18 protein-coding genes are annotated in these 24,996 nt (G+C 72.0%); 16 read left to right on the top strand and 2 right to left on the bottom strand.

All coding sequences use genetic code 11. From position 1 onward, the window contains the following. The first annotated feature begins 28 nt into the window (after positions 1-28). Positions 29-1,546, top strand: coding sequence for a GTPase HflX (gene hflX / locus AC060L_RS26635; RefSeq protein ID WP_483801459.1), 1,518 nt, complete (start codon positions 29-31; stop codon positions 1,544-1,546). Between the two features lie 99 nt (positions 1,547-1,645). On the opposite strand, the gene AC060L_RS26630 is transcribed toward hflX, so the two are convergent. Continuing rightward, a complete protein-coding gene (locus AC060L_RS26630; protein ID WP_483801458.1) occupies positions 1,646-2,815 on the bottom strand; it encodes a trypsin-like serine peptidase in 1,170 nt (389 codons plus the stop codon). Positions 2,816-3,149: 334 nt separating this feature from the next. On the opposite strand from AC060L_RS26630, the gene AC060L_RS26625 reads away from it, so the two are divergent. Genes AC060L_RS26625 through AC060L_RS26605 form a run of 5 tightly spaced genes read left to right on the top strand, consistent with a single transcriptional unit; the run spans position 3,150 to position 10,975 of the window. Next, positions 3,150-5,105, top strand: coding sequence for an IucA/IucC family protein (locus tag AC060L_RS26625; protein WP_483801489.1), 1,956 nt, complete (start codon positions 3,150-3,152; stop codon positions 5,103-5,105). After that, positions 5,102-5,623, top strand: a complete 522-nt coding sequence (locus AC060L_RS26620; RefSeq protein ID WP_483801457.1) for a GNAT family N-acetyltransferase — start codon at positions 5,102-5,104, stop codon at positions 5,621-5,623. The genes AC060L_RS26625 and AC060L_RS26620 overlap by 4 nt, the downstream gene beginning before the upstream one ends. Continuing rightward, positions 5,623-7,080: a lysine N(6)-hydroxylase/L-ornithine N(5)-oxygenase family protein gene (locus AC060L_RS26615; protein WP_483801456.1), complete on the top strand. Its 1,458-nt coding sequence runs from the start codon at positions 5,623-5,625 to the stop codon at positions 7,078-7,080. Before AC060L_RS26620 ends, AC060L_RS26615 begins: the two co-directional genes overlap by 1 nt. Beyond that, positions 7,058-8,875: an IucA/IucC family protein gene (locus tag AC060L_RS26610; protein ID WP_483801455.1), complete on the top strand. Its 1,818-nt coding sequence runs from the start codon at positions 7,058-7,060 to the stop codon at positions 8,873-8,875. The genes AC060L_RS26615 and AC060L_RS26610 overlap by 23 nt, the downstream gene beginning before the upstream one ends. 12 nt (positions 8,876-8,887) lie before the next feature. Further along, on the top strand, positions 8,888-10,975 hold the full coding sequence (locus AC060L_RS26605; RefSeq protein WP_483801454.1) for an ATP-dependent DNA helicase: 2,088 nt from the start codon (positions 8,888-8,890) through the stop codon (positions 10,973-10,975). Positions 10,976-11,104: 129 nt separating this feature from the next. Here AC060L_RS26605 and lexA read toward each other — a convergent pair whose 3' ends face one another. Next, positions 11,105-11,887, bottom strand: a complete 783-nt coding sequence (gene lexA / locus AC060L_RS26600; RefSeq protein WP_483801453.1) for a transcriptional repressor LexA — start codon at positions 11,885-11,887, stop codon at positions 11,105-11,107. A gap of 655 nt (positions 11,888-12,542) precedes the next feature. Here lexA and nrdR point away from each other — a divergent pair. From nrdR to AC060L_RS26550, 10 genes are all read left to right on the top strand, one after another. Further along, positions 12,543-13,052: a transcriptional regulator NrdR gene (nrdR, locus tag AC060L_RS26595; protein ID WP_483801452.1), complete on the top strand. Its 510-nt coding sequence runs from the start codon at positions 12,543-12,545 to the stop codon at positions 13,050-13,052. A gap of 198 nt (positions 13,053-13,250) precedes the next feature. Further along, the gene (locus AC060L_RS26590; protein WP_483801451.1) at positions 13,251-16,124 is read left to right on the top strand and encodes a vitamin B12-dependent ribonucleotide reductase; all 2,874 of its coding nucleotides are present in this window, start codon (positions 13,251-13,253) and stop codon (positions 16,122-16,124) included. Positions 16,125-16,442: 318 nt separating this feature from the next. Then, positions 16,443-18,161, top strand: a complete 1,719-nt coding sequence (locus AC060L_RS26585; RefSeq protein ID WP_483801450.1) for an ATP-binding protein — start codon at positions 16,443-16,445, stop codon at positions 18,159-18,161. Then, on the top strand, positions 18,161-18,592 hold the full coding sequence (locus AC060L_RS26580) for a roadblock/LC7 domain-containing protein (protein WP_483801449.1): 432 nt from the start codon (positions 18,161-18,163) through the stop codon (positions 18,590-18,592). Before AC060L_RS26585 ends, AC060L_RS26580 begins: the two co-directional genes overlap by 1 nt. Continuing rightward, positions 18,589-18,954 (top strand): DUF742 domain-containing protein, encoded by a 366-nt coding sequence (locus tag AC060L_RS26575; protein ID WP_483801448.1) that lies wholly within the window; start codon positions 18,589-18,591, stop codon positions 18,952-18,954. The genes AC060L_RS26580 and AC060L_RS26575 overlap by 4 nt, the downstream gene beginning before the upstream one ends. Next, a complete protein-coding gene (locus tag AC060L_RS26570) occupies positions 18,935-19,624 on the top strand; it encodes a GTP-binding protein (RefSeq protein ID WP_483801447.1) in 690 nt (229 codons plus the stop codon). Before AC060L_RS26575 ends, AC060L_RS26570 begins: the two co-directional genes overlap by 20 nt. Further along, a complete protein-coding gene (locus AC060L_RS26565) occupies positions 19,621-20,883 on the top strand; it encodes a cytochrome P450 (RefSeq protein ID WP_483801446.1) in 1,263 nt (420 codons plus the stop codon). The genes AC060L_RS26570 and AC060L_RS26565 overlap by 4 nt, the downstream gene beginning before the upstream one ends. Next, positions 20,880-22,085, top strand: coding sequence for a cytochrome P450 family protein (locus tag AC060L_RS26560; protein ID WP_483801445.1), 1,206 nt, complete (start codon positions 20,880-20,882; stop codon positions 22,083-22,085). Before AC060L_RS26565 ends, AC060L_RS26560 begins: the two co-directional genes overlap by 4 nt. Before the next feature lie 319 nt (positions 22,086-22,404). Then, positions 22,405-23,811: an ABC transporter substrate-binding protein gene (locus AC060L_RS26555; protein WP_483801444.1), complete on the top strand. Its 1,407-nt coding sequence runs from the start codon at positions 22,405-22,407 to the stop codon at positions 23,809-23,811. A gap of 96 nt (positions 23,812-23,907) precedes the next feature. After that, positions 23,908-24,915 (top strand): carbohydrate ABC transporter permease, encoded by a 1,008-nt coding sequence (locus AC060L_RS26550; RefSeq protein WP_483801443.1) that lies wholly within the window; start codon positions 23,908-23,910, stop codon positions 24,913-24,915. Positions 24,916-24,996: the final 81 nt, after the last annotated feature.

Genomic DNA, 24,996 nt, shown 5'->3' with positions numbered 1-24,996 from the left:
GCAAAGGCAGTAGCCCATTAAGGACGAGATGACCTCCACGTTCGAAGACCGCGACGATTCCAGCGAGACCGCCGGCCGCAGCGCCCGCCGTCCCGCTGACCTCCGGGCCGAAGCCCTGATGGACGAGGACCTCGCGGCCATCGACGAGGACTTCGCCCAGCAGTACGACGGTGACCAGTACGACCGCAGCGAGCGCGCCGCGCTGCGCCGCGTCGTCGGCCTGTCCACGGAGCTGCAGGACGTCACCGAGGTCGAGTACCGCCAGCTCCGCCTGGAGCGCGTGGTGCTCGTCGGTGTCTGGACCGACGGCACGGCCGAGGAGGCCGACAACTCGCTGGCCGAGCTCGCCGCCCTCGCCGAGACGGCCGGCTCCGAGGTGCTCGACGGCGTGATCCAGCGCCGCGACAAGCCCGACGCCGCGACCTACATCGGCTCCGGCAAGGCCAAGGAGCTGCGCGACATCGTCGCCGCCACCGGGGCCGACACGGTGGTCTGTGACGGTGAGCTGACCCCCGGCCAGCTGATCCAGCTGGAGGACGTCGTCAAGGTGAAGGTGGTCGACCGGACCGCGCTGATCCTCGACATCTTCGCCCAGCACGCCAAGTCCCGCGAGGGCAAGGCCCAGGTCTCGCTCGCCCAGATGCAGTACATGCTGCCGCGGCTGCGTGGCTGGGGCCAGTCGCTCTCCCGGCAGATGGGTGGCGGTGGCTCCGGCTCCTCGGGCGGCGGCATGGCCACCCGTGGTCCCGGTGAGACCAAGATCGAGACCGACCGGCGTCGGATCCGCGAGAAGATGGCGAAGCTCCGCAGGGAGATCGCCGAGATGAAGAAGGGCCGGGACACCAAGCGCCAGGAGCGCCGTCGTCACCAGGTCCCCTCCGTCGCCATCGCGGGGTACACCAACGCCGGCAAGTCCTCACTGCTCAACCGCCTCACCGGCGCCGGCGTGCTGGTGGAGAACTCGCTGTTCGCCACCCTGGACCCGACCGTTCGGCGGGCCCAGACCCCGGGCGGCCGGATCTACACGCTGGCCGACACCGTCGGGTTCGTCCGGCACCTGCCGCACCACCTGGTCGAGGCGTTCCGCTCGACCATGGAGGAGGTGGCGGACGCCGACCTGATCCTGCACGTGGTGGACGGTTCGCACCCCGAGCCGGAGACCCAGCTGGCGGCGGTCCGCGAGGTGATCGTCTCGGTCGACGCGCAGAACGTGCCGGAGATCGTGGTGATCAACAAGGCCGACGCCGCCGACCCGCACGTGCTGCAGCGGCTGCTGCGCCGCGAGCCGCACGCGATCGTGGTCTCGGCCCGCTCCGGCCTGGGCATCGACGAGCTGCTCAAGCTGATCGACGACGAGCTGCCGCGTCCCGCCATCGAGCTGCAGGCGCTGGTTCCGTACACCCGCGGCGACCTGGTCTCCCGGGTGCACGCCGAGGGTGAGCTGCTGGAGACCGAGCACACCGGCGACGGAACGCTGCTGCGCGCCAAGGTGGCGGCCGAGCTGGCCGCCGAGCTGGAGCGCTACACGGTGGCCGTCCAGCACTGACCGTCCAGTACTGACCGCCGGCTGTCGAGCCGCCGCGTTGTCGAGCGGGCCCGGTCCCCCCATCGGGGAGACCGGGCCCGCTCGTCTGCTGTGCCGCGGCTACTGCTGCGGGGGCACCGGCAGGTTCGTCATGTGGTCGAACATCCCCTTGGCCTGGTCGTCGAGCGCGGGACCGGCCAGCCAGGCGGACGGGTTCGGGCCGATCGAGGTGTTGCTGACCAGCGCCGCCTTGCCGTTCGGGCCGATCGCCAGCCAGCCGCCACCGCTGGAGCCGCCGGTCATGGTGCAGCCGATGGTCAGCATGGTCGGCCGGGTCGAGTCGAAGGAGAGCCGGCTCGGCTTGTTGCCGTCGCAGTACTCCAGCTCCTGGCCGTTGAACGGTGGGGCGGCCGGGAACCCGTAGGCGGTGACGGCCTTGATCTGGTCGCGCGGAGCGTCGAACCAGACCGGCACCGAACCGCCGACCGTCTCCTCCAGCGACTTGCCGGGCATGTCCGGGTTGGAAACCTGGATGATGCCGGAGTCGTACTGGCTGACCGCGCCGCCGGTCTCGCCGCCCTCCTCCACCCACTGCGGGGCGACGATCGCGTGGTCGGCCCACCAGCGGCCGTACGGCGCGACCTGGTCGAGGGCGACCTGCTTGTTGCCGCTGGCCGCACCGGTCTTGTTGTAGTCCGGGACGAAGACGATGTTCTTCAGCCAGTCGCCGCCCTTGCCACCGTGCAGGCAGTGGCTGGCGGTCCACACCAGGTTGCTCTTGCCCGGGTGCTGCGGGTCGCTGACCACGGTGCCGGAGCAGACGTAGGTGCCCTGCGGGCTCTTCATGAAGAGCTTGCCGAAGACCGCCATGTTGCCGTTGTACGGGTGCTTCTCGGCCTGGGCCGGGATGCTGGCGGGCAGCGGGTCGTTCTCGGTGTCGTCGACGGCCGACTTGTCGGTCGGCTTCATCGCCGCGGCCGGGGTGGCCTTGTTCATCGAGTCGACGGTCCAGAAGTCCTTCACGATCTCGTTCTTGAAGACGTGCTGCTTGACCCAGTCGGCCCAGTCGGCGGCCTTCCAGCCCTTCAGGTCCTTGAGGGCGCCGGCCAGGCCGTTCGGCTTGCCGGTGGCGTCGGCCGTGCCGGTGGAGGCCGCGGCGCTCGCACCGGGCGACGAGGCGTCGGTGCTCTTCGTCTCGTCCGGCCCGCAGGCGGCGGCGCTCAGCACCAGGGCTCCGGCGACGACGGCGGTCAGGCCGGCTCGGCGGGCGGTGGAAATGCGAGGTGACATGTGTTCGGTTCCCCGTATGAAGATCTGTTGAGGGTTGACGCGCAGCCGTGCGATCGGTGCGACCGTCGGCGTGACCAGGGATTCAGGCGCCAACGGATCAGGCGCCGAGCGATCGGGCGCCGTGGGATCTGGCAGGAGCGCGGCCGCTGCGGCTCGTGCGCCACGGCGCGCGAACCGGGTCCGCACGCCTGCTCGGCCCGTGCTCCCCTTCGCTGACATTCCTTCAGTTCCCCCGGTCGGCGTATCGCGTCCCGCGGCGCGAGGCGCCGCCGGGACTCAGGGAGTCTCCCATGTGGCCAGGACTGCCCGCTTTGCCCCCCGGTTGCACAGGCTGATGAAGGGTCACCGATTCGTGACCGACGGCGACCCCGATCCGCGAGGGGACCGTGATTCCCGGGCCGACGGCTCGTTAGACCAATCGGATGCCATCGACCGGGGGCAGGTGCCCCGAACGGCGCACCGGCGTCCCCTTGCGTATCGAGGAGCAGCCTTGAGCACCGCCCTGACCGGAGCCCCGGCCACCGTCCCCCGTCAGCTGAGCCAGACCGGCGAGTCCGACCCGCTACTGCACCAGGATCCCGCGGTCGCCGCCGAACAGGCCGCGGTCGAGGCACTGCTGCGCTGCTGGTGCCGGGAGACCGGCGCCCGGCCGGAGCGGGACGGCGTGCTGCGGATCCCGGTGCTGGACGGCGCGGCCAGGCTGGTCGCGGAGGTCCGGTACTGGTCGCCGTGCGGCTGGCACCGGTTCGGGCCCGCACGGCTGGCGCCCGCCCGGGAGTCGAACGGTGCCGCACTTGACCCGGTCACGGCCGCCGCGCTGCTCGCCCGCGCGGCCGGCGCGCACCCCGATCCCGAGCAGATCGCCGACCTGGCCGCCCGGGTCGCCGACTCGGTCCGCCGCACCGCGGACCTGCTCGCGTACCGCCGGCGCCACCCGAGCCCCACGCCCGACTCCGCGTTCCTGCGCGCCGAGCAGTCGCTGCTGCTCGGCCACCCGATGCACCCGACCCCGAAGAGTCGCGACGGCCTCGGCCCGGCGCAGAGCGCCGTGTACTCGCCCGAGCTGCGCGGCTCCTTCGCACTGCACTGGTACGCCGTGAGCCGCGAGCTGCTCGCCTCCGGCTCCGCGCTGCCGGTGGACGCCGCCGAGCTGACCGCCAGGCTGCTCGGCGCCCCGCAGCTGCTGCCGCCCGGCACCGCGGCGCTGCCGCTGCACCCCTGGCAGGCCCAGGAGCTGGAGCGGCGCCCGCAGATCGCCGGACTGCTCGCCGACGGACTGCTGCACGACCTCGGCCGGCACGGCGAGCCCTGGCACCCGACCTCCTCGGTGCGGACCGTCTTCCGCCCCGGCACCCCGTGGATGCTCAAGCTCTCGCTGGGCCTGCGGATCACCAACTCCCGCCGAGAGAACCTGCGCAAGGAGCTGCACCGGGGCCTGGAGGTGCACCGGCTGCTGGCCGGCGGCCTCGGCGCCGAGTGGCAGTCAGCGCACCCCGGCTTCGACATCGTGCGGGACCCGGCCTGGATCGGCGTGGACCTGCCCGGCGTCGACGAGAACAGCGCCGGCGGCCTGGACACCGTGCTGCGCCACCAGCCGTTCGCCGACGGCGACCGGGCGCTGTGCGTGGCCGGACTGGTCGCCGAGCGCCCGCTCGGCGAGCCCGGGTCCGGCGTGCCGTCCGAACTCGGCGACGTGCTGCGCACACTGGCCCGGCGCAACGGCCGCCCGCTGCCGATGGTGGCCGCCGAGTGGTTCCTGCGCTACCTGGACGCCGTGGTACTGCCGGTGCTCTGGCTGGACGGCCGGGCCGGGATCGCGCTGGAGGCGCACCAGCAGAACAGCCTGGTGCTGCTGGACGCCGACGGCTGGCCGAGCGGTGGCCGGTTTCGCGACAACCAGGGCTACTACTTCCGCGCCTCGCACGCCGAACGGCTGGAGCGCCGGCTGCCCGGGCTGGGCAAGGCCAGCGACACCTTCGTCGAGGACGCGGTCGCCGACGAGCGCTTCGCCTACTACCTGGGGATCAACCACATCCTCGGCCTGATCGGCGCCTTCGGCTCGCAGCGGCTGGCCGACGAGCAGGTGCTGCTCGCGGCGCTGCGGCGCTTCCTGACCGGACCGGCGGCCACCGCCACCCGCTCCGGCCTGCCGGCCCTGCTGCTGGACGCGCCGATGCTGCGTTGCAAGGCGAACCTGCTGACCCGGCTGCACGGGCTGGACGAACTGGTCGGGCCGGTGGAGACGCAGTCCGTCTACGTCGGCATTCCCAATCCGGTGGCGGCCGGGTGACCGCGCTGCGAACCCCGGCCGGGGAGCTGCGGCTGCGCGTCGTCAAGCCCGCCGACCTGCCGCTGATCACCGAGTGGATGAACGACCCGGCGGTGGACGCGTTCTGGGAGCTGGCCGGACCCGGTGAGCGGACCGAACGGCACGTGCTGCCCCAGCTCGACGCCGACAGCCACAGCGTCCCGCAGCTCGGGCTGCTCGACGGCGTGCCGGTGAGCTACTGGGAGGTCTACCGGGTCGAGGCCGACCGGCTGGCCGGGTACTACCCGGCCGACCCGGGCGACATCGGGTTGCACCTGCTGCTCGGCCCGCCGCAGAGCCGCGGGCGGGGCCTGGGCAGCGTGCTGCTGGCCGCGATGGCCGAACACCTGCTGCGCACCAGCCCGCGGGTGGTCGCCGAGCCCGACGTGCGCAACGCGCCGTCGCTGCGGGCGTTCCGGCGGGCCGGCTTCAGTGCCGCGGGCGAGATCGAGCTGCCGGAGAAGCGCGCGGCGCTGATGATGCGTGAGAGGGAGAGCTGATGGATACCGCCCTGCTGAACGGCCGGCCGGCCGACGGCCAGTCGACGGACGGACGGCCGATGGACGGCCCGCTCGATCTGCTGGGCGTCGGCATCGGCCCGTTCAACCTCTCGCTGGCCGCGCTGGCCGACCGGGAGGCCGGCCTGCGGACGCTGTTCTGCGACGCCAAGCCGGAGTTCCGCTGGCACCCGGGGATGCTGGTGGACGGCGCCAGGATGCAGGTGCCGTTCCTGGCCGACCTGGTCTCGCTGGTGGACCCGACCAACCCGTGGTCCTTCCTGAACTACCTGCGCGCGCAGGACCGGCTCTACCCGTTCTACTTCGCCGAGCGCTTCCAGCTGCCGCGCAAGGAGTACGACCACTACTGCCGGTGGGTCGCCGAGCGGCTGCCGGCCTGCCGGTTCGGCACCGAGGTCGCGGCGGTGCACTGGGAGGCCGGCGCGTTCACCGCCGTGCTGCGCTCGGGCGGCGCCGAGCGGCGGGTGCGGGCCCGCAACCTGGTGCTCGGCGTCGGTACCGAGCCGGTCCGCCCGGCCGCCTTCGCCGCACTGGCCGGGCACCGGGGGGTCTTCCACTCCGGTGAGTACCTGGAGCGGGTGGCGGACCTGGCCGGTGCCCGGGACATCACCGTGGTCGGCTCGGGCCAGTCCGGCGCCGAGATCTTCCTGGACCTGCTGCGCACCCGGGCCGGCGCCGGTACCCGGCTGCGCTGGCTGACCCGGACCCGCGCGCTCGCGCCGATGGAGTACTCCAAGCTCGGCCTGGAGCACTTCACGCCGGATTACACCCGGTACTTCCACGCGCTGCCGGCCGCCGTCCGCGAGCGGTTGGTCGCCGAGCAGTGGCAGCTGCACAAGGCGGCCAGCGCGGAGACCCTGGCCGAGATCCACGACCTGCTGTACGAGCGGACGATCGGGCGGCCGATCGGCGCGCTGGACGCCGAGATCACCCCGGGCTCCGAGGTCACCGCCGCGCTGCCCGGTCCGTGCGGCGGCCTCGAACTGCGCTGCCTGCACCGTGACTCCGGCGCCCGGCGGGTGGTGCGGACCGACGCGGTGGTGCTGGCCACCGGCTACCGGGCCGGCCGCCCGGCCGCCCTGGAGCCGCTGGCCGAGCTGATCGACTTCGACGAGCAGGGCCGGTTCCGGGTCGACCTGGACCACCGGGTGGCCACCGCACCCGAGTTGACCGGCGGCCTGTACGTGCAGAACGCCGAGCTGCACACGCACGGCGTCGGCACCCCCGACCTCGGGCTCGGCGCGCACCGGGCCGCCGTGATCCTGAACGCGCTGACCGGGCGGACGGTGCACCGGCTGCCGGCCCGGACCGCCTGGACGAGCTTCGCGCCGGCTCCGGCTCCGGTGCCCGCGCAGAGCGCCGCACCCGCCGCTGCCCCTGCCGACTCCGACGTCGCCGACCCAGAGGAGTGGAACCGTGCCCCAGCCGCCCGCCGATGAGCTGCTCACCCCCGAACGCTGGCAGCAGGCCTGCCGGGCCCTGCTCGCCAAGATGCTCGCCGAGTTCAGCTACGAGGAGCTGCTGCACCCCGAACCGGTGGCGGACGGGTACCGCCTGGCTTTGCCCGATGGCGGTCCGGAGTACCGCTTCACCGCCCGGCGCGGCGCCTACGGCAGCTGGCAGGTCGCCCCCGACTCGGTGCTCAGGGACGGCCGGCCGACCGGGGACCCGTTCGCCTTCCTGCTGGCCGCCCGCCGGCTGCTCGGGCTCTCCGGTGACACCAGCGGCCACCTGGTCCGCGAGCTGACCGCCACGCTGCTGGCCGACGTCCGGCTCGCGGCCGGCGCGCTGGCCGCCGCCGAGCTGGCCGGGCTGGACCACACCGAGCTGGAGGGCCACCAGGGCGGGCACCCGTGGATCGTGCCGAACAAGGGCCGGATCGGCTTCTCCGCGAGTGACGCGGCCGGGTGGGCGCCCGAGGCGCGCGAGCCGCGCGCGCTCGGCTGGCTCGCCGTGCACCGCGAGCTGGCGCGGTACCGCGGCCTCGGCGAGCTGGCCGACGCCGAGGCGCTCTACCGCTCCGAGCTCGACCCCGGGGTGCTGGCCGGCTACCGGCGGCTGCTCGCCGACCGCGGCGAGCAGCCGCAGGACTTCCTGCTGCTGCCGGTCCACCCCTGGCAGTGGGACGAGGTCGTGCTGCCGCTCTTCGCGCCGTGGATCGCGCAGGGGCGGATCGTCCTGCTGCCCGCCGACGGCGACCTGCGGCTGCCGCAGCAGTCCGTCCGGTCCTTCTTCAACGCCGCGACGCCGAGCCGGCGGACCGTCAAGCTGCCGCTCTCGGTGCTCAACACCCTGGTCTGGCGCGGCCTGCCGACCGAGCGGACGCTGGCCGCGCCGGCCGTCACCGGCTGGATCCACGGCATCCGCGACCAGGACCCGTTCCTGCGCGAGGAGTGCCGGGTGGTGCTGCTCGGCGAGGTCGCCTCGGTCACCGTCGAGCACCCGTACTACGCCGAGCTGCCCGAGGCGCCGTACCAGTACCAGGAGCTGCTCGGCGCGATCTGGCGCGAGCCGCTCGGCGCGCAGCTGGAGCCGGGGGAGCGCGGCCGCACGCTGGCCGCGCTGCTGCAGACCGGCTCGGACGGGCGCAGCCTGGCCGAGGAGCTGATCGCCCGGTCCGGACTCTCCGCGCGGGACTGGACGGCCCGGCTGTTCGCCGTGATGCTGCCGCCGCTGCTGCACTTCCTGTACCGCTACGGAACGGTCTTCTCGCCGCACGGCGAGAACGCGATCCTGCTCTTCGACGAGCGCGACGTCCCGGTCCGGCTCGCGGTCAAGGACTTCGTCGACGACGTCAACATCAGCGACCAGGAGCTGCCCGAGCTGCGCGCGCTGCCGGCCGAGGTGGCCGGCGTGCTGCTGCGCGAAACACCCGCCGGGCTCTGCCAGTTCCTGCACGCCGGGCTCTTCATCGGCGTCTACCGCTACCTCGCGCCGCTGCTGGAGCGGCGCACCGGCCTGCCGGAGCCGCAGTTCTGGGCGCTGCTGCGGGAGGAGATCCTGCGCCACCAGGCGCGGTTCCCCGAACTCGCCGACCGGTTCGAGCTCTTCGACCTGCTCACGCCGCGGATCGACCGACTCTGCCTGAACCGCAACCGGCTGCTGCTGGACGGCTACCGGGACCGGCCGAAGCGGCCGCACGCGGCGGTCTTCGGGCAGGTCGCGAACCCGTTGGCGACCGTCCCGTCCCGGCTGCCCGGTCCGCGGGACCGGGCTGTCAGTCCGGCCCCGTAGTCTGGGAGGGTCATGACGAACGACTCCGCACCCCAGCTGCTGCCCGAGGACCACCCGCAGGTTCCCGCCGGCCGCATTCCCGAGTTGCTGCACGCCGCCGTCACCGCGGTCGGCGGCGTCGAGCGCCCCGGGCAGGTCAGGATGGCCGAGGCCGTCGCCGAGGCCGTCGACAGCGCCGAGCATCTGCTGGTGCAGGCCGGCACTGGCACCGGAAAGTCCCTCGCCTACCTGGTGCCCGCGCTCGCGCACGGCGACCGCGTGGTGGTGGCCACCGCCACCCTCGCCCTGCAACGCCAGCTGGTGGAGCGGGACTTGCCGCGCACCGTGGAGGCGCTGCATCCGACGCTGCGCCGCCGCCCGCTGTTCGCGATGCTCAAGGGCCGCTCCAACTACCTCTGCCTGCACCGCGCGCACGAGGGCACTCCGAGCGAGGAGGGCGAGGGCCTGTTCGACCCCGCCGAGGCGCTCGGTGGCCCGAGCAGCAAGCTCGGCCGGGACGTGCTCCGGCTGCGCGAGTGGGCCGACGAGACCGAGACCGGCGACCGCGACGACCTCACCCCTGGTGTCTCCGACAAGGCCTGGGCCCAGCTCTCGGTCAGCTCCCGGGAGTGCCTGGGCGCCACGCGGTGTCCGTACGGCCAGGAGTGCTTCGCCGAGCAGGCCCGGGAGCGCGCCAAACTCGCCGACGTGGTGGTCACCAACCACGCGCTGCTGGCGATCGACGCGATCGAGGGCGCCCCGGTGCTGCCCGAGCACGAGCTGCTGATCATCGACGAGGCGCACGAGCTGGTGAACCGGGTGACGGGCGCTGCGACCGCCGAGCTGACCGTCGGGGCGGTCAACCGGGCGGTCAAGCGTGCCGCCCGGCTCGCCAACGAGAAGGCCGTGGACGCGCTGCAGGCCGCCGCGGAGAGTTACCACGGGCTGATGGAGACCGCGCAGCCCGGCAAGCTGGACGAGCTGCCCGAGTACCTCGGCTATGCGGTCGCCGCGATCCGGGACGCCGCCCGCCAGGTGATCACCTCGCTCGGTGAGACCAGGGACAAGGCGCTCACCGACGAGGACGCGGTGCGCAAGCAGGCGATGGCCTCGGCCGAGACGCTGCACGACACCACCGAGCGGCTGCTCTCCGAGTCGCCGTACGACGTGGTCTGGATCGAGCGCAACGACCGCTTCGGCCCCGGCACCGCCTCGCTGCGGGTGGCGCCGATGAGCGTCTCCGGGCTGCTGCGGGAGAACCTCTACAAGGAGCGGTCGGTCGTGCTGACCTCCGCCACGCTCAAGCTGGGCGGTGACTTCAACGGCGTGGCCGCCTCGGTCGGGCTGCCGGGCGAGGGCCGGCTGCCGGAGGTCCGCGGCGAGCAGGAGCCGGCGCGCGCCGAGAGCGAGGACGCCCCGCCGTACTGGCGCGCGCTGGACGTCGGCTCGCCGTTCAGCTACCCCAAGCAGGGCATCCTCTACGTGGCCAAGCACCTGCCGCCGCCCGGGCGGGACGCCGACCGGCCGCAGATGCTGGACGAGCTGGCCGACCTGATCGGTGCGGCCGGCGGGCGCACGCTCGGCCTCTTCTCCTCGATGCGGGCCGCCCAGACGGCTGCCGAGCAGCTGCGCGAGCGGCTGGACGTGCCGATCCTGCTGCAGGGCGAGGACACCCTGGGCGAGCTGATCCGCGACTTCGCGAGCGATCCGCAGACCTGTCTCTTCGGCACCCTCTCGCTCTGGCAGGGGGTGGACGTGCCGGGCTCGGCCTGCCAGCTCGTGGTGATGGACCGGATCCCGTTCCCGCGTCCGGACGATCCGCTGATGAGCGCCCGGCAGAAGGCGGTCGAGGAGGCCGGCGGGAACGGCTTCATGGCGGTGGCCGCCACCCACGCGGCGCTGCTGATGGCGCAGGGAGCCGGGCGGCTGGTGCGGGCGGCGGACGACCGCGGGGTGGTCGCGGTGCTCGATCCCCGGCTCGCCACCGCGCGCTACGGCGGATTCTTCCGGTCCTCGATGCCGGACTTCTGGTACACCACCGACCGCAACCAGGTGCGCCGCTCGCTGGCCGCCATCGCGGAGTCGGCGCCGCCGGTGCGGCCGGTCGCGAAGCGCGGCTGAGCGGCTGGCCGTTCCGGCTGACGGCATGCGCCAGGTCCCCCCGGCCCGGTTGGGCAGGGGGGACCTTGAGTCCGGCTGAGCGCTCGGTGCCCCGTGCTCGACGGCCCGGCGCTCGGTGCTCGGGCCCGGTCAGAGCCGGCGCAGCACCGCGACGACCTTGCCCAGGATGGTCGCGTTGTCGCCCGGGATCGGCTCGTAGGCGGCGTTGTGCGGCATCAGCCAGATCCGGTTGTCCTCGCGCTTGAGCCGCTTGACGGTGGCCTCGCCGTCGATCATCGCGGCCACGATGTCGCCGTTCTCGGCGACCGGCTGGCGGCGCACGGTGACCCAGTCGCCGTCGAAGATGCCGACCTCGATCATCGAGTCGCCGCGGACCGTGAGCGCGAACAGCTCGCCCTCGCCGACCAGCTGGCGCGGCAGCGGGAAGACGTCCTCGACGGTCTGCTCGGCGAGGATCGGCCCACCGGCCGCGATCCGGCCGACCAGCGGCACGTAGGAGGTGGACGGTCGCCCGGCCGCCTCGGCGGTGTTCGGGCGGGCCACCTCGACGCCGCGCACCTCGTAGGCCCGCGGGCGGTGCGGGTCGCGGCGCAGGAAGCCCTTGCGCTCCAGGGCCATCAGCTGGTGCGCCACCGAGGAGGTGGAGGAGAGGCCGACCGCCTGGCCGATCTCCCGCATGCTCGGCGGGTAACCGCGCCGCTGCACGGAGTCCCGGATCACGTCGATCACCCGGCGCTGGCGCTCGGTCAGGCCGGCCTCGTCGGTCCGGATCCCGGGCGGGCGGCCCGGCAGCGCGCGGACCTGGCCGTCCGGCAGGCCGATCGGGACGTCCCGGACCGAGGAGTGCTCGACGGGCTGCTCGGGGAGGATGCCCGGCGCGGCGGCGGGGCGCTGGCTGTCACTGCGATCCATGCTGTGGTCCATGCTCTGCTGGTCCGCGGCGCCACGATCGCCCGGGTGAAGGGCTCCGAGGTGCTGGGAACGGTCCTGCCCCGGGATGCCACGGCTGTCGCCTGCGCTGTTCCGGATGGCGGTCGTACTGGTGCTGGTCTTTACGGTGCTCACGGCGGCCCCTCTCGACGGGCGTTCTCCCTTGCCTGCCCAGCCCAACGGCAGCACCTATCGAAAGGTTGCGCCAAACACACGTTCGAGTGAAGTTCGCGGGATTCTGCTGACTTGATCAAGGCTTCGGGTGTATGGGCCAGTCGATTAAGTGTTCGATCGAGTTGATTCTAGAGGGCGATCGGCGACCTCGCCGGAAGAGGGCCGAACTCGTCGCGGGCGCGTGGCGAACGTCTCCCTCCGGCCGTCCGGGTGGGCCGGGCCCACGCCTCGCGGACTGACCAGCGGCGATTGCGGCGGGTGACTCCCGGGATACCGCAAGACGGTGTGTCCGATCGCGACATCAACCTAGATCTAGTGGTTACATTGGTGTTCACAGCCCACAGGTTGTGGTCCCCCGGTATTTTGATCACTGCGGCGTCGCCTAGACTGAACGTTGCTCACGGGGTCGGCCAGGCCTGGTGGGCGGCAACCCGCGTACCGCCCGTCAGGAGGGATTCGTTCCGTGCACTGCCCCTTCTGCCGGCACTCAGACAGCCGCGTGGTCGACAGTCGGACCACCGATGACGGCAGCTCGATCCGCCGTCGTCGGCAGTGCCCCGACTGCGGCCGGCGCTTCACCACGGTGGAGACCGCGGCGCTGATGGTCATCAAGCGCAGCGGGGTGACCGAGCCGTTCAGTCGGGAGAAGGTCATCTCCGGTGTCCGCAAGGCATGCCAGGGCCGGCCGGTCACCGAGGACGCTCTCGCGCTGCTCGGCCAGCGGGTCGAGGAGTGCCTGCGGGCCAGCGGCAGTGCGGAGCTGAGCACGCACGACGTGGGACTGGCCATACTCGGTCCGCTCAAGGACCTGGACGTCGTCGCGTTCCTGCGGTTCGCCTCGGTCTACCAGGCGTACGACGGACTGGCCGACTTCGAGGCCGCCATCGCCGAGTTGCGTGGCGCCGAGCGGCCCCCCGGTGCGGAGGACGACGACGGCTCCGCCGTCGTCCCGGTCCCCGCAGCGGCCCCCTAGGGCGGCAGTGCAGCAGCCTTCCCAGGGCTGACGCGTGCCCGAAAACGGCGCGCAAACCACCACAATCAGTGCGAACCGGTCGGCGATCCCGGCCTGCCCGCATCTCAGGAGAAGCGACACAGCGGTGCCCCTCGGCGTGCGGTTCAGAGATGAACTAAACGGGGCACTTCGGGCGTTTGCCCAGGAGGAGGAGAAGAAGTGACAGACACGACGAGCGGTTCCGCACGTGGGTCGAAGTCCGACAAGACGACCAAGGCGGCCGGCAAGGCTCCCAAGGGCGGTCTTCGGATCGAGCGCATCTACACCACCCCCGGGGTGCACCCCTATGACCAGGTCAGCTGGGAGCGGCGCGACGTCGTCATGACCAACTGGCGTGACGGCTCGATCAACTTCGAGCAGCGCGGCGTCGAGTTCCCCGACTTCTGGTCGGTGAACGCGGTCAACATCGTCACCTCGAAGTACTTCCGCGGCGCCGTCGGCAGCGAGCAGCGCGAGTGGAGCCTCAAGCAGATCATCGACCGGGTGGTGCTGACCTACCGCGCCGCCGGTGAGAAGAACGGCTACTTCGCCTCCGCCGCCGACGCCGAGGTCTTCGAGCACGAGCTGACCCACGCCCTCCTCCACCAGGTGTTCAGCTTCAACTCGCCGGTCTGGTTCAACGTCGGCACCAAGCAGCCGCAGCAGGTCAGCGCGTGCTTCATCCTGGCCGTCGACGACTCCATGGAGTCGATCCTCGACTGGTACAAGGAAGAGGGCATGATCTTCAAGGGCGGCTCCGGCGCCGGCCTGAACCTCTCCCGGATCCGCTCCTCCAAGGAGCTGCTCTCCTCCGGCGGCAACGCCTCCGGCCCGGTCTCCTTCATGCGCGGCGCCGACGCGTCGGCCGGCACCATCAAGTCCGGTGGCGCGACCCGCCGGGCCGCCAAGATGGTCGTGCTGGACGTCGACCACCCGGACGTCGAGGCCTTCATCGAGACCAAGGTGAAGGAGGAGGAGAAGATCCGCGCGCTGCGTGACGCGGGCTTCGACATGGACCTCGGCGGGGACGACATCACCTCCGTCCAGTACCAGAACGCCAACAACTCGGTCCGGGTCTCCGACGAGTTCATGCAGGCCGTCGAGAACGGCACCGACTTCGGTCTGCGGGCGCGGATGACCGGCGAGGTCATCGAGACCGTCGATGCCAAGAAGCTGTTCCGCAAGATGGCCGAGGCGGCCTGGGCCTGCGCCGACCCGGGCATCCAGTACGACTCGACGATCAACCACTGGCACACCTGCCCCGAGTCGGGCCGGATCAACGCGTCCAACCCCTGCTCCGAGTACATGCACCTGGACAACTCCAGCTGCAACCTCGCCTCGCTGAACCTGATGAAGTTCCTGCGCGACGACGACACGTTCGACGCCGAGACCTTCGCGAAGGTCGTCGAGCTGGTCATCACCGCGATGGACATCTCGATCTGCTTCGCCGACTTCCCGACCGAGAAGATCGGCGAGACCACCCGCGCCTACCGTCAGCTCGGCATCGGCTACGCCAACCTCGGCGCGCTGCTGATGGCCACCGGCCACGCCTACGACTCGGACGGCGGCCGCGCGCTGGCCGGTGCGATCACCTCGCTGATGACCGGCACCGCGTACCGCCGCGGTGCCGAGCTGGCCGGTGTGGTTGGCCCGTACGACGGCTACGCCCGCAACGCGGCCCCGCACCAGCGGGTCATGAAGCAGCACGCCGACGCCAGCACCGCCGCCGTCGCGGTGGACGAGCTGGACGCCCCGGTCTGGGCCGCCGCCACCGAGACCTGGCAGGACGTGCTGCGGATCGGTGCGCAGAACGGTTTCCGCAACGCCCAGGCATCGGTGCTCGCCCCCACCGGCACCATCGGCCTGATGATGGACTGCGACACCACCGGCGTCGAGCCCGACCTGGCGCTGGTCAAGTTCAAGAAGCTGGTCGGCGGCGGCTCGATGCAGATCGTCAACAACACCGTGCCGCGCGCGCTCAAGCGCCTGGGCTACCACGGTGAGGCGATCGAGGCGATCGTCGCCCACATCGCCGAGCACGGCAACGTGCTCGACGCGCCGAGCCTGAAGCCCGAGCACTACGAGGTCTTCGACTGCGCGATGGGCGAGCGGGTCATCTCCGCGATGGGCCACGTGCGGATGATGGCCGCGATCCAGCCGTGGATCTCCGGCGCGATCTCCAAGACCGTCAACATGCCCGAGGTCGCCACCGTCGAGGAGATCGAGGAGATCTACTTCGAGGCGTGGAAGCTCGGCGTCAAGGCGCTCGCCATCTACCGCGACAACTGCAAGGTCGGCCAGCCGCTGTCGGCCAAGGCCAAGACGCCGGCTGCCGTGGAGCCGACCGCGGTCGAGCCGGCCGCCAAGGTCGAGAAGGTCGTCGAGTACCGCCCGGTCCGCAAGCGCCTGCCCAAGGGCCGTCCGGGCATCACCACCTCCTTCACGGTCGGTGGCGCCGAGGGCTACATGACCGCCAACTCCTACCCGGACGACGGCCTCGGCGAGGTCTTCCTGAAGATGTCCAAGCAGGGCTCGACCCTCGCGGGCATGATGGACGCCTTCTCGATCGCCGTCTCGGTCGGCATGCAGTACGGCGTCCCGCTGGAGACCTACGTCTCGAAGTTCACCAACATGCGCTTCGAGCCGGCCGGTCTGACCGACGACCCGGACCTGCGGATGGCGCAGTCGATCGTGGACTACATCTTCCGCCGCCTCGCGCTGGACTTCCTGCCGTTCGAGACCCGCTCGGCGCTGGGTATCCACTCGGTCGAGGAGCGCCAGCGCCACCTGGAGACCGGCTCGTACGAGCCGCTCGAGGAGGACGTGGACGTCGAGGGCCTGGCCCAGTCCGCCCCGCGCGCCGTCGAGCAGCCGGCGCCGGTCGAGGCCCCGAAGCCGGCCATCGCGCAGGCGCACAACTCGACCGAGCTGCTGGAGATCCAGCTCGGCATGAACGCGGACGCGCCGCTCTGCTTCTCCTGCGGCACGAAGATGCGCCGCGCGGGCAGCTGCTACCTCTGCGAGGGCTGCGGCTCCACCAGCGGTTGCAGCTGACGGCCGGGACTGCCGCTGACGTCTTGAGCCGACGGCAGGCTCCACCGCTGACGTCTTGAACCGGCGGCGCCGGTGGGTGACTTCGGTCGCCCACCGGCGCCGCCGGTTTCGCCGTTTCCGGGCGCCGACCCGGCCGCTGTGGTCCGATAGCCGATCACGGCACTCCGATTGCTGGACAGAGTGTCAACTGTCCGTTTGAGCGGCTTATCTGAGTCGATATGATCTGTTGACCGCGTGAACTGATCATGTATGTCCCGGCTTCGGGGGGCCGGCGCGCTGTCGCCTGCCCTGCCGCCGATGCCCGCCGAGGACCAGCACATGACAGCACGACTCCGCCTCTCCGGTAGACCGGCCGTGCTGCTCGCCGCCGTGCTGGCGGTGGCAGCCGCCGCGGGCGCCGTACTGGTCGCCGTAGACCGGGCGCCGGCCGCCGATCGTTCGGTGGTCGCACTCTGGTCCTCGGTGGCCGCCGTGGCCTGGTGCGCCGTGGTGGCCGGGGCGCTCCAGCAGCGCCGCCGGGCCCGGCGACTGGCCGACCGGCTGGCACAGGCACAGACCCGTGGCGAGGCCGCGCTCGCCGCAGTGCTGCGCGCGGAGGCCGGAACGGCCGAGGCGGTGGCCGAGGCCCAGGCGGCCACGGCACGGGCCGCGGCCGCCCACGCCGAGGCGGAGGCGGCCCGGAGCGAGATGCTCGCGGCCCGCTCCGAGGCGGTCGAGGCCAGGTCCGAGGCGGCCGCCGCCCGGGGCGCGGCCGCCGACGAACGGGCCGAGTTGGCCCGGCTGACCGAGCAGGCGATCCCCGAGGTGGTCCGCCGGCTGCGCGCGGGTGCCTCGGTGGACACCGTGCTGGTCGAGCACCGGCAGACCGCGAACGAGGACCTGCTGCGGCTGTTGGCCCGGGAGATCGCGCACGGCGAGCGGCAGCGCGCCGCCGCGCTCGCGGTCTGTGCGACCGCGGCCGGCCGCGTCCAGGCACTGGCCACGAGCATGCACGCCGAGCTGCGCGAGATGCAGCACCGGCACGGCGAGGAGGTGCTCGGCGACCTGCTCCGGCTGGACCACAGCACGGCCCAGGCCGGTCGGCTGGCGGACAGCATCGCGGTGCTCACCGGCGCCCGCAGCGGCCGCCGCTGGTCCCGGCCGATCCCGGTGGAGAGCGTGCTGCGCGGTGCGCTCGGTCGGATCGGCGCGTACCAGCGGGTGCGGCTGCACTCGGCGAGCACCGTCGCGGTCGCGGGCTACGCGGCCGAGGGCGTGATGCACGCGCTGGCCGAGCTGCTGGACAACGCGACCAACTTCTCGGCGCCGCCCGCCGAGGTGCACGTGTACGTCGAGGAGCTGCACTCCGGGCTGGCGATCACGGTGGAGGACGGTGGGCTCGGGCTCTCCGAGGTCTGGCTGCGCCGGGCCGAGCAGGCCGTCTCCGGCGAGCCGCTGGACCTCACCACGCTCTCGGCGGGCACCCGGCTCGGCTTCGCGGTGGTCGGCGCGCTGTCCCGCAAGCACGGGCTGTCGATCTCGTTCCGGCCTTCCTCACGTGGCGGCACCGGGGTGGTGATGCTCGTTCCGGAGCAGCTGATCACCCACCCGACGGCCCGGGAGGCGAACGACCTCGCTGCGACGCCCGCAGCGCCCGCCGCGACCGGCATACCCGCCGCGACCGTCGCGCCTGCCACGGCGCTGCGTGCGCCGGCCGTCACGTCCGTGCCGGCCGGGCCGCCGGTGGCCGCGCCGGTGGCGGCCGCCACCGGGGACGAACTGCCCAAGCGCCGGCGCGGCCAGACCCTGGCGGCCGCCGAGCGGACCGGCCGGTCGGCCGACGCCACTCCGGCCGCTGACCCCGCTGACCTCGCTCCCACCGCTGACCTTGCCGATGACGCCGCCGACGTCGCGGACCGCGCGCGGCCCGCTGATCGGTCCGCTGACCGGGCCGGCACGGTCGGCCGGTTCGGCGCGTTCCGGCAGGCCGTCCGCGGCCCCCGGCCCCTGCACACCGACCCTGCCGATTCTCCTGACCCTGCGAAGGACGACGCTTGATGAGCAGCACCACCGACCGCGACCTCGACTGGCTGCTGGAGAACCTGCTGGCCGACACGCCCGGCTCCCGGCACGCGCTGGTGCTCTCGGCCGACGGACTGAAGCTCCGCCACAGCGCCGGCCTGAACGCCGACCAGGCCGACCAGCTGGCCGCGATCGCCTCCGGCATCCAGAGCCTGGCGCACGGCGCCTCGATCGAGTTCGGCGACGGCACCGGCGGGGTGCGGCAGTCGATGACCGAGTTCCACGGCGGCATCCTGTGCATCGTCGAGGCGGGGCAGGGCGCGCACCTCGCCGTGGTGACCGAGGAGAGCACCGACGTCGGCCTGGTCGGCCACAACATGCACGGCCTGGTGGAGCAGATCGGCGAGTTCCTCAGCGCGCCGCCGCGCGAGGACGATGCCGATCCGGACGACACCCCGACGGCATGACGACGCCGCGGCGGCCCGGTCCGGACGACGGCCCGGACCGGCTGTACACGGTGACCGGTGGGCGCAGCAAAGCGCCTGCGCACGCCTTCGACGTGGTCACGCTGATCGTCTCGGAGCACGAGCCGGTGCCCGGGATGCAGTCGGAGCACGTGCGGATCCTGCGGCTCTGCGAGCGGCCGACCGCGGTGGTGGAGGTGGCGGCCGAGCTGGGGCTGCCGATCAGCATCGTCAAGATCCTGCTCGGCGATCTGCTGGAGGCCGGCCGGATCACGGCGCGCCACCCACGGTTCGTCCCCGCCCGGGCCCAGCTGCCCGACCTCGACACCCTGAAGCAGGTACTGCATGGACTCCAACAGCTGTGAGGTGACCGCCCGGACACCGCTGCGCAGCACGGCGGCGAACGCGCTGAAGATCGTCGTGGTCGGCGGCTTCGGCGCGGGCAAGACCACCCTGGTGGGCTCGGTCAGCGAGATCCGGCCGCTCAACACCGAGGAGCTGATGACCCGGGCGGGCGTCGGGGTCGACGATCCGTCAGCCGTCCGGGAGAAGCGCTCCACCACGGTCGCGTTCGACTTCGGCCGGATCACGCTCTCGGCCGAGAGCGTGCTGTACCTGTTCGGCGCACCCGGGCAGGAGCGGTTCTGGTTCCTCTGGGACCGGCTGTTCAGCGGCGCGCTCGGCGCGGTGGTGCTGGTGGACACCCGGCGGCTGGCCGACTCCTGGTACGCGATCGACCGGTTGGAGCACCACGGCACGCCGTTCATCGTGGCCCGCAACAACTTCGAGCCGCCCAAGCACAGCCTGGCGCAGCTGCGCGAGGCGCTCGATCTGGCGCCCGGGGTCCCGCTGGTGGACTGCGACGCGCGTGACCGGGAGTCGAGCAAGCAGGTGCTGATCGAACTCGTCCGTCACCTGCACGACCTCGCCGAGGCGGCCGGGACACCCCGTGCCGCAGCCGCCCCCGCACCCGCCGTCGTAGGCGCCCCCGCCGCGCACGCCCGTACCGAAGCCGAGAAGGAGAGCGACTCGTGACCGAGCCGGCGACCACCCCACCGCCAGGCTGCCCGGCGCACCGCCAGGCGGCCCCGCTGTACGGCCCGCGCTTCCAGACCGACCCGGCGCAGGTCTACCGGGAGCTGCGGGCCGCCCACGGCCCGGTCGCGCCGGTCGAGTTGGCCGGCGGCGTGCCGGCCTGGCTGGTGATCGGCTATCGCGAACTCCAGCTGGTGACCAGCCAGCCCAAGCTGTTCGGGCGCGACTCCAGCCGGTGGACGGCCTGGACGGAGATCCCACCGGAGTGGCCGCTGCGGCCGATGATGACCCCGGTGCCGTCGATCCTCTACACCGAGGGCGCCGAGCACCAGCGCCGTTCGGCGGCGGTCACCGACGCGCTCTCCGGGGTGGACCCGTACGAGCTGAAGATGTACTGCGAGCACGTCGCCGACCGGCTGATCGACGAGTTCGCCGGCCGCGGCGAGGCCGACCTGGTCACCGACTACGCGCACCGGATGCCGCTGCTGGTGCTCTGCTGGCTGCTCGGCCTCGACTCGCTGCAGGCCCCGGTGCTGATCCGGGCCCTGCTGGACATGATGGACGGCGGCCCGGACGCCCAGCAGGGCTCGCAGACGCTGCTGCGGGTGATGGGGGAGCTGGTGGAGGCCAAGCGGCACAGCCCCGGCGCCGACATCACCTCGCGACTGCTGGTCCACCCGGCCGGGCTGACCGACGACGAGGTGATCCGCGACCTGCGGGTGCTGCTGGCCGCCGGCCACCAGCCGACCGCGTACTGGATCGCCAACGCGCTGCGGCTGATGCTCACCGACGACCGGTTCGCCGCCTCCTTCTCCGGTGGCCGCCGCAGCGTGGGGCAGGCGCTCACCGAGGCGCTCTGGGAGGACACGCCGACGCAGATCTTCGCCGGCCGCTGGCTGACCCGGGACACCCAGCTGGCCGGGCAGCAGCTCGCCGCCGGCGACATGGTGCTGCTCGGCCTGGCCGGGGCGAACGCCGACCCGGCGGTGCGGCAGCCGAACGGCGAGGCGGCCGAGGGCAACCACGCGCACATGAGCTTCTCGCACGGCGAGCACCGCTGTCCGTTCCCCGCCCAGGAGGCGGCCGAGGTGATCGCCGCCACCGCGATCGAGGTGCTGCTGGACCGGCTGCCCGATCTGCGGCTGGCCGTGGCCGAGCACGCCCTGGTCTGGCGGCCGTCGGCCTGGGTGCGCGCCCTGGTGGCGCTGCCGGTCGGCTTCACCCCGTCGACGATCACTACCGGAGGAGCATTCGGATGACCACCACTCTGGCGCTCGACCCGCTCGCCCGTGACACCGCCGCGGAGGGGGCGCTGCTGCGCGCGGCCGGCCCGGTGGCGGCCGTGGAGCTGCCGGGTGGCGTGCGCGCCTGGGCGGTCACTCGGCACGCGGCCGCTCGGGCGCTGTTGACGGACCAGCGGCTGGTCAAGGACGCCCGGCACTGGGCGGCCTACCAGCGCGGCGAGATACCCGCCGACTGGCCGCTGATCGGGCTGGCGGTACCCGGGCCGAGCATGGTCACCACCGACGGCGAGGAGCATCGGCGGCTGCGGGCGCTGGTCGCGCAGGCGTTCACGCCGCGCCGGGTGGAGCTGATGCGGCCGCAGGTGGAGCGGATCACGACCGGGCTGCTGGACGCGCTGGCCGCGGGGGAGCCGGAGGTGGACCTGAAGGCCGCGTTCGCCTTCCCGCTGCCGATGACCGTGATCGGCTCGCTGCTCGGGGTGGACCCTGCGGATCACGAGTACCTGCGTGAGCTGTACGCGCGGTTCTTCAGCAGCGTGCCCGACCCGGCGGGGATCCAGGCGACCATCAAGGCGCTGAACGCGTTCGTCGGGGATCTGGTGCGCCGCCGCCGGGCCGAGCCGGGTGACGACCTGACCAGCGCGCTGCTGGCCGCCGACGTCGAGGGCAGCGAGCTGAGCGACGTCGAGGCGGCGGCCACGCTGCGGGTGATCATCGCGGCCGGCCACGAGACCACCGTCAACCTGATCACCAATGCGGTGCGGGCGCTGCTGGAGCGTCCGGAGCAGCTCGCGCTGGTCCGTTCGGGGGAGGTGGGGTGGTCGGCGGTGGTCGAGGAGTCGCTCCGCTGGACGCCGCCGACCAGCAACTTCCTCTTCCGGTACGCGACCGAGCCGATCGCCGTCGGCGAGGTCGTGGTGCCGACCGGCGATCCGGTGCTGATCTCGTACAACGCGATCGGCCGCGACCCGGCGCAGCACGGGATCACCGCGGAGATCTTCGACGTCACCCGTGACCCGATCCGGCACCTCTCCTTCGGACACGGCCCGCACGTCTGCCCCGGTTCGCCGCTGGCCCGGCTGGAGGCACAGGTCGCGCTGCCCGCGCTCTTCGCGCGCTTCCCGGACCTGGCGCTCGCCGTGCCGGATGCGGAGCTGCGGCCGACCGCCTCGATCGTGATCAACAGCCTTCGGGAGTTGCCGGTGCGGCTGCGCTGAGGCGCTGTTTCGGACCCGGATCAGCGATTCGGGTACGGCGGTTCGGGTTTAGCCGCTGGTGGGCCCCGGTGGGGAGGTCGGTCAGTCCGACTTATCCGGCCGGGGCTTTTCCGGCTTCCGCTCGGGGTAGGGATCAACGGACCGTGGAAGGGTGGGCGGAAGGCGAGATTGCCACTGACAAAAGCCGAACGTATCCCTTGGCTCCGGTTGGCGGGTGCGTTAACGTCTTCAAAATCAGTAGCCACGCAGCCCGTTTTCGATCTCCGGTTCAGCGCAGCGCCATGTCGTTCGTCCCAGGCCGCAGGAGAACGTGTTGAACGTGTTGAACGTTGTGAACGCCGCCGGAGGCCGCCGCCGCCGGAATCGTCTGCTGATCATTCCGGCTGTCCTCGGGCTGGCTCTCACCGCTGCCTGTTCCAACGGCTCGGGTAGTGGCGGCAGTGGCGGCAGTGGTGGCGGCAGCGCCGCGATGCCGACGCTGACCGGTAACTGCGCCAAGTACCAGCCATATGCCGGCCACGCCGGTACGACGGTCACGATGTTCGCGTCCATCCTCAGCCCTGAGTCGGACTCGCTGGAGAAGTCCTGGGCCGAGTTCAGCTCTTGCACCGGAATCAAGATCTCGTACGAAGGCTCGAACGATTTCGAGTCGCAGCTGCCGGTTCGCGTCAGCGGCGGCAATGCCCCCGACTTCGCGATCATCCCGCAGCCGGGTCTGCTGGCGCAGATGGTGAAGACCGGAAAGGTCGTCAAGCCGCCGGCGCAGACGGTCGAGAACGAGAACAAGTGGAATCCGGTCTGGAAGTCATACGGATCCGTCAACGGGACGTTCTATGCCGCGCCGATGAGCGCGAACATGAAGTCGCTGGTCTGGTACTCGCCGAAGGCGTTCCAGCAGGCCGGGTACGCCGTGCCGACGACCTGGAACGACCTGATGGCGCTCAGCGACAAGATCGCCAAGGCGGGCACCAACGGCAGCAAGCCCTGGTGCGGCGGCATCGCATCGGGCACCGCGACCGGCTGGCCGGCCACCGACTGGCTGGAGGAGGTCGTGCTGGGCGGTCAGGGCGGTGACGTCTACGACCAGTGGGTGAGCCACCAGATCAAGTTCAGCGACCCGCAGATCATCAACGCGATGCACACCGTGGCCGGCTGGATGCAGAACCCCGCCTGGGTCAACGGCGGTATCGGTGACGTCAAGTCGATCGCCACCACCACCTTCCAGGACGCCGGCGCACCGATCCTGACCGGCAAGTGCTGGATGCTGCAACAGGCTTCGTTCTACGAGGCGCAGTGGCCGAAGGGCACCAAGGTGGCCCCGGACGGCGACATCTTCGCCTTCCAGCTGCCGGCGGTGAACCCCGCGGTCGCCGAACCGGTCGAGGGGGGTGGCGAGTTCCTGGCCGCCTTCTCCAGCCGGCCCGAGGTGCAGGCGGTGCAGAACTACCTGTCCACCGCGGACTGGGCCAGCAGCCGGGTGAAGGTCGCGCCGGGCTGGGTCTCGGCCAACCAGGGGGTTGACCAGAGTCTCTACACCGACCCGATCGACCAGCTGTCGGCCAAGGCGCTGACCAGCCCGACCGCGACCTTCCGCTTCGACGCCTCGGACATGATGCCGGCCGCGGTGGGGTCGGGGCAGGAGTGGAAGTCGTTCACCGCCTGGTTCGCGGAGGGGCAGTCGATCCAGCAGGTGGCCAAGGACATCGACGCCGCCTGGCCGCAGTAGGCCCGGGGCCCATCCGGTCACCGCACTGCTCTCCCTTGGCCCTTGCTCCCGACTTTCGGCTCCCCGCTCTCTGCCCTCAGGAAGGACGCTGCCCGCATGTCCGTCATGGGCGCCCAACTCGCCGGCTCCGAGTGGAGTGATGCCGCGGTCAAGCTCGGCAACAGCTTCGGCGCGATCGCCGGCTTCCTGGGCATTCTGCTGGTGGTCTTCTTCGCGGCGGGCCGGGCGAACGGCCGCTTCGGCCGTCCGCTGGCCATCACGGTCTTCCTCGGACCGGCGGTGCTGCTGCTTCTGGTGGGGCTGGTGGTGCCGCTGGTCCGGACGGTCTACCTGAGCTTCCGCAGTGACGACAGCAGCCGGTTCCTCGGCGGCAAGAACTACGGCTGGGCGTTCACCACAGACTCGATCCACCAGGTGCTGCTCAACACGCTGCTCTGGCTGGTGATCGCCCCGTTGGCGGCCACCGGCCTGGGCCTGGTGCTCGCGCTGCTGGTCGACCGGATGAAGTGGCAGGCGCTCTACAAGTCGCTGATCTTCATGCCGATGGCGATCTCGCTGGTCGGCGCGAGCATCATCTGGCAGTTCGTCTACGAGGCCCGTGATCCGTCGCAGCGGCAGATCGGCCTGCTCAGCCAACTGGCGCTCTGGCTCGGCTGGAAGCACCCACCGAACTGGATCCTCTCGCACCCGCTGAACAACTTCCTGCTGATGGCGGTGATGGTCTGGGTGCAGACCGGGTTCGCCCTGGTGGTGCTCTCCGCGGCGATCAAGGCGATCCCGGACGAGGTGACCGAGGCGGCCCGGCTGGACGGCGCGCGCGGCCTGCGGCTCTTCTGGTACGTCACGGTCCCGATGATCCGCACCACGCTGGTGGTGGTGCTCACCACCGTCATGATCGTCACGCTGAAGGCCTTCGACATCGTGCGCACCATGACCGGGGGGAACTTCGGTACCCAGGTGCTGGCCAACGAGATGTACTCGCAGTCCTTTGTGCAGTTCAACGTCGGCCGGGGGAGCGCGCTCGCGGTGATCCTCTTCCTCGCGGTGCTCCCGCTGGTCGGCTACAACATCGTCCAGCTGCGCAGGGAGCGAGCCACCCGATGAGCCGTCAGATCGCCGACCAACCGCAACAGCCGGACCCCGCCCGGCCCGAACCTGGCCAGCCCGGCCCTGGCCGGGCCGTCT

The organism is Kitasatospora sp. NEAU-69 (genome assembly GCF_057158765.1).
The sequence above is the reverse complement of the archived record's forward strand: the minus strand, read 5'-3'. Positions and strand labels throughout refer to the sequence as shown.

What these genes read in the sequence shown, in the direction of transcription:
- hflX (WP_483801459.1), top strand. Translation starts at nt 29, where the DNA reads ATGACCTCCACGTTCGAAGACCGCGACGATTCCAGCGAGACCGCCGGC.
- AC060L_RS26630 (WP_483801458.1), bottom strand. Translation starts at nt 2,815, where the DNA reads ATGTCACCTCGCATTTCCACCGCCCGCCGAGCCGGCCTGACCGCCGTC.
- AC060L_RS26625 (WP_483801489.1), top strand. Translation starts at nt 3,150, where the DNA reads ATGAAGGGTCACCGATTCGTGACCGACGGCGACCCCGATCCGCGAGGG.
- AC060L_RS26615 (WP_483801456.1), top strand. Translation starts at nt 5,623, where the DNA reads ATGGATACCGCCCTGCTGAACGGCCGGCCGGCCGACGGCCAGTCGACG.
- AC060L_RS26605 (WP_483801454.1), top strand. Translation starts at nt 8,888, where the DNA reads ATGACGAACGACTCCGCACCCCAGCTGCTGCCCGAGGACCACCCGCAG.
- lexA (WP_483801453.1), bottom strand. Translation starts at nt 11,887, where the DNA reads ATGGATCGCAGTGACAGCCAGCGCCCCGCCGCCGCGCCGGGCATCCTC.
- AC060L_RS26585 (WP_483801450.1), top strand. Translation starts at nt 16,443, where the DNA reads ATGACAGCACGACTCCGCCTCTCCGGTAGACCGGCCGTGCTGCTCGCC.
- AC060L_RS26580 (WP_483801449.1), top strand. Translation starts at nt 18,161, where the DNA reads ATGAGCAGCACCACCGACCGCGACCTCGACTGGCTGCTGGAGAACCTG.
- AC060L_RS26575 (WP_483801448.1), top strand. Translation starts at nt 18,589, where the DNA reads ATGACGACGCCGCGGCGGCCCGGTCCGGACGACGGCCCGGACCGGCTG.
- AC060L_RS26570 (WP_483801447.1), top strand. Translation starts at nt 18,935, where the DNA reads ATGGACTCCAACAGCTGTGAGGTGACCGCCCGGACACCGCTGCGCAGC.
- AC060L_RS26560 (WP_483801445.1), top strand. Translation starts at nt 20,880, where the DNA reads ATGACCACCACTCTGGCGCTCGACCCGCTCGCCCGTGACACCGCCGCG.
- AC060L_RS26550 (WP_483801443.1), top strand. Translation starts at nt 23,908, where the DNA reads ATGTCCGTCATGGGCGCCCAACTCGCCGGCTCCGAGTGGAGTGATGCC.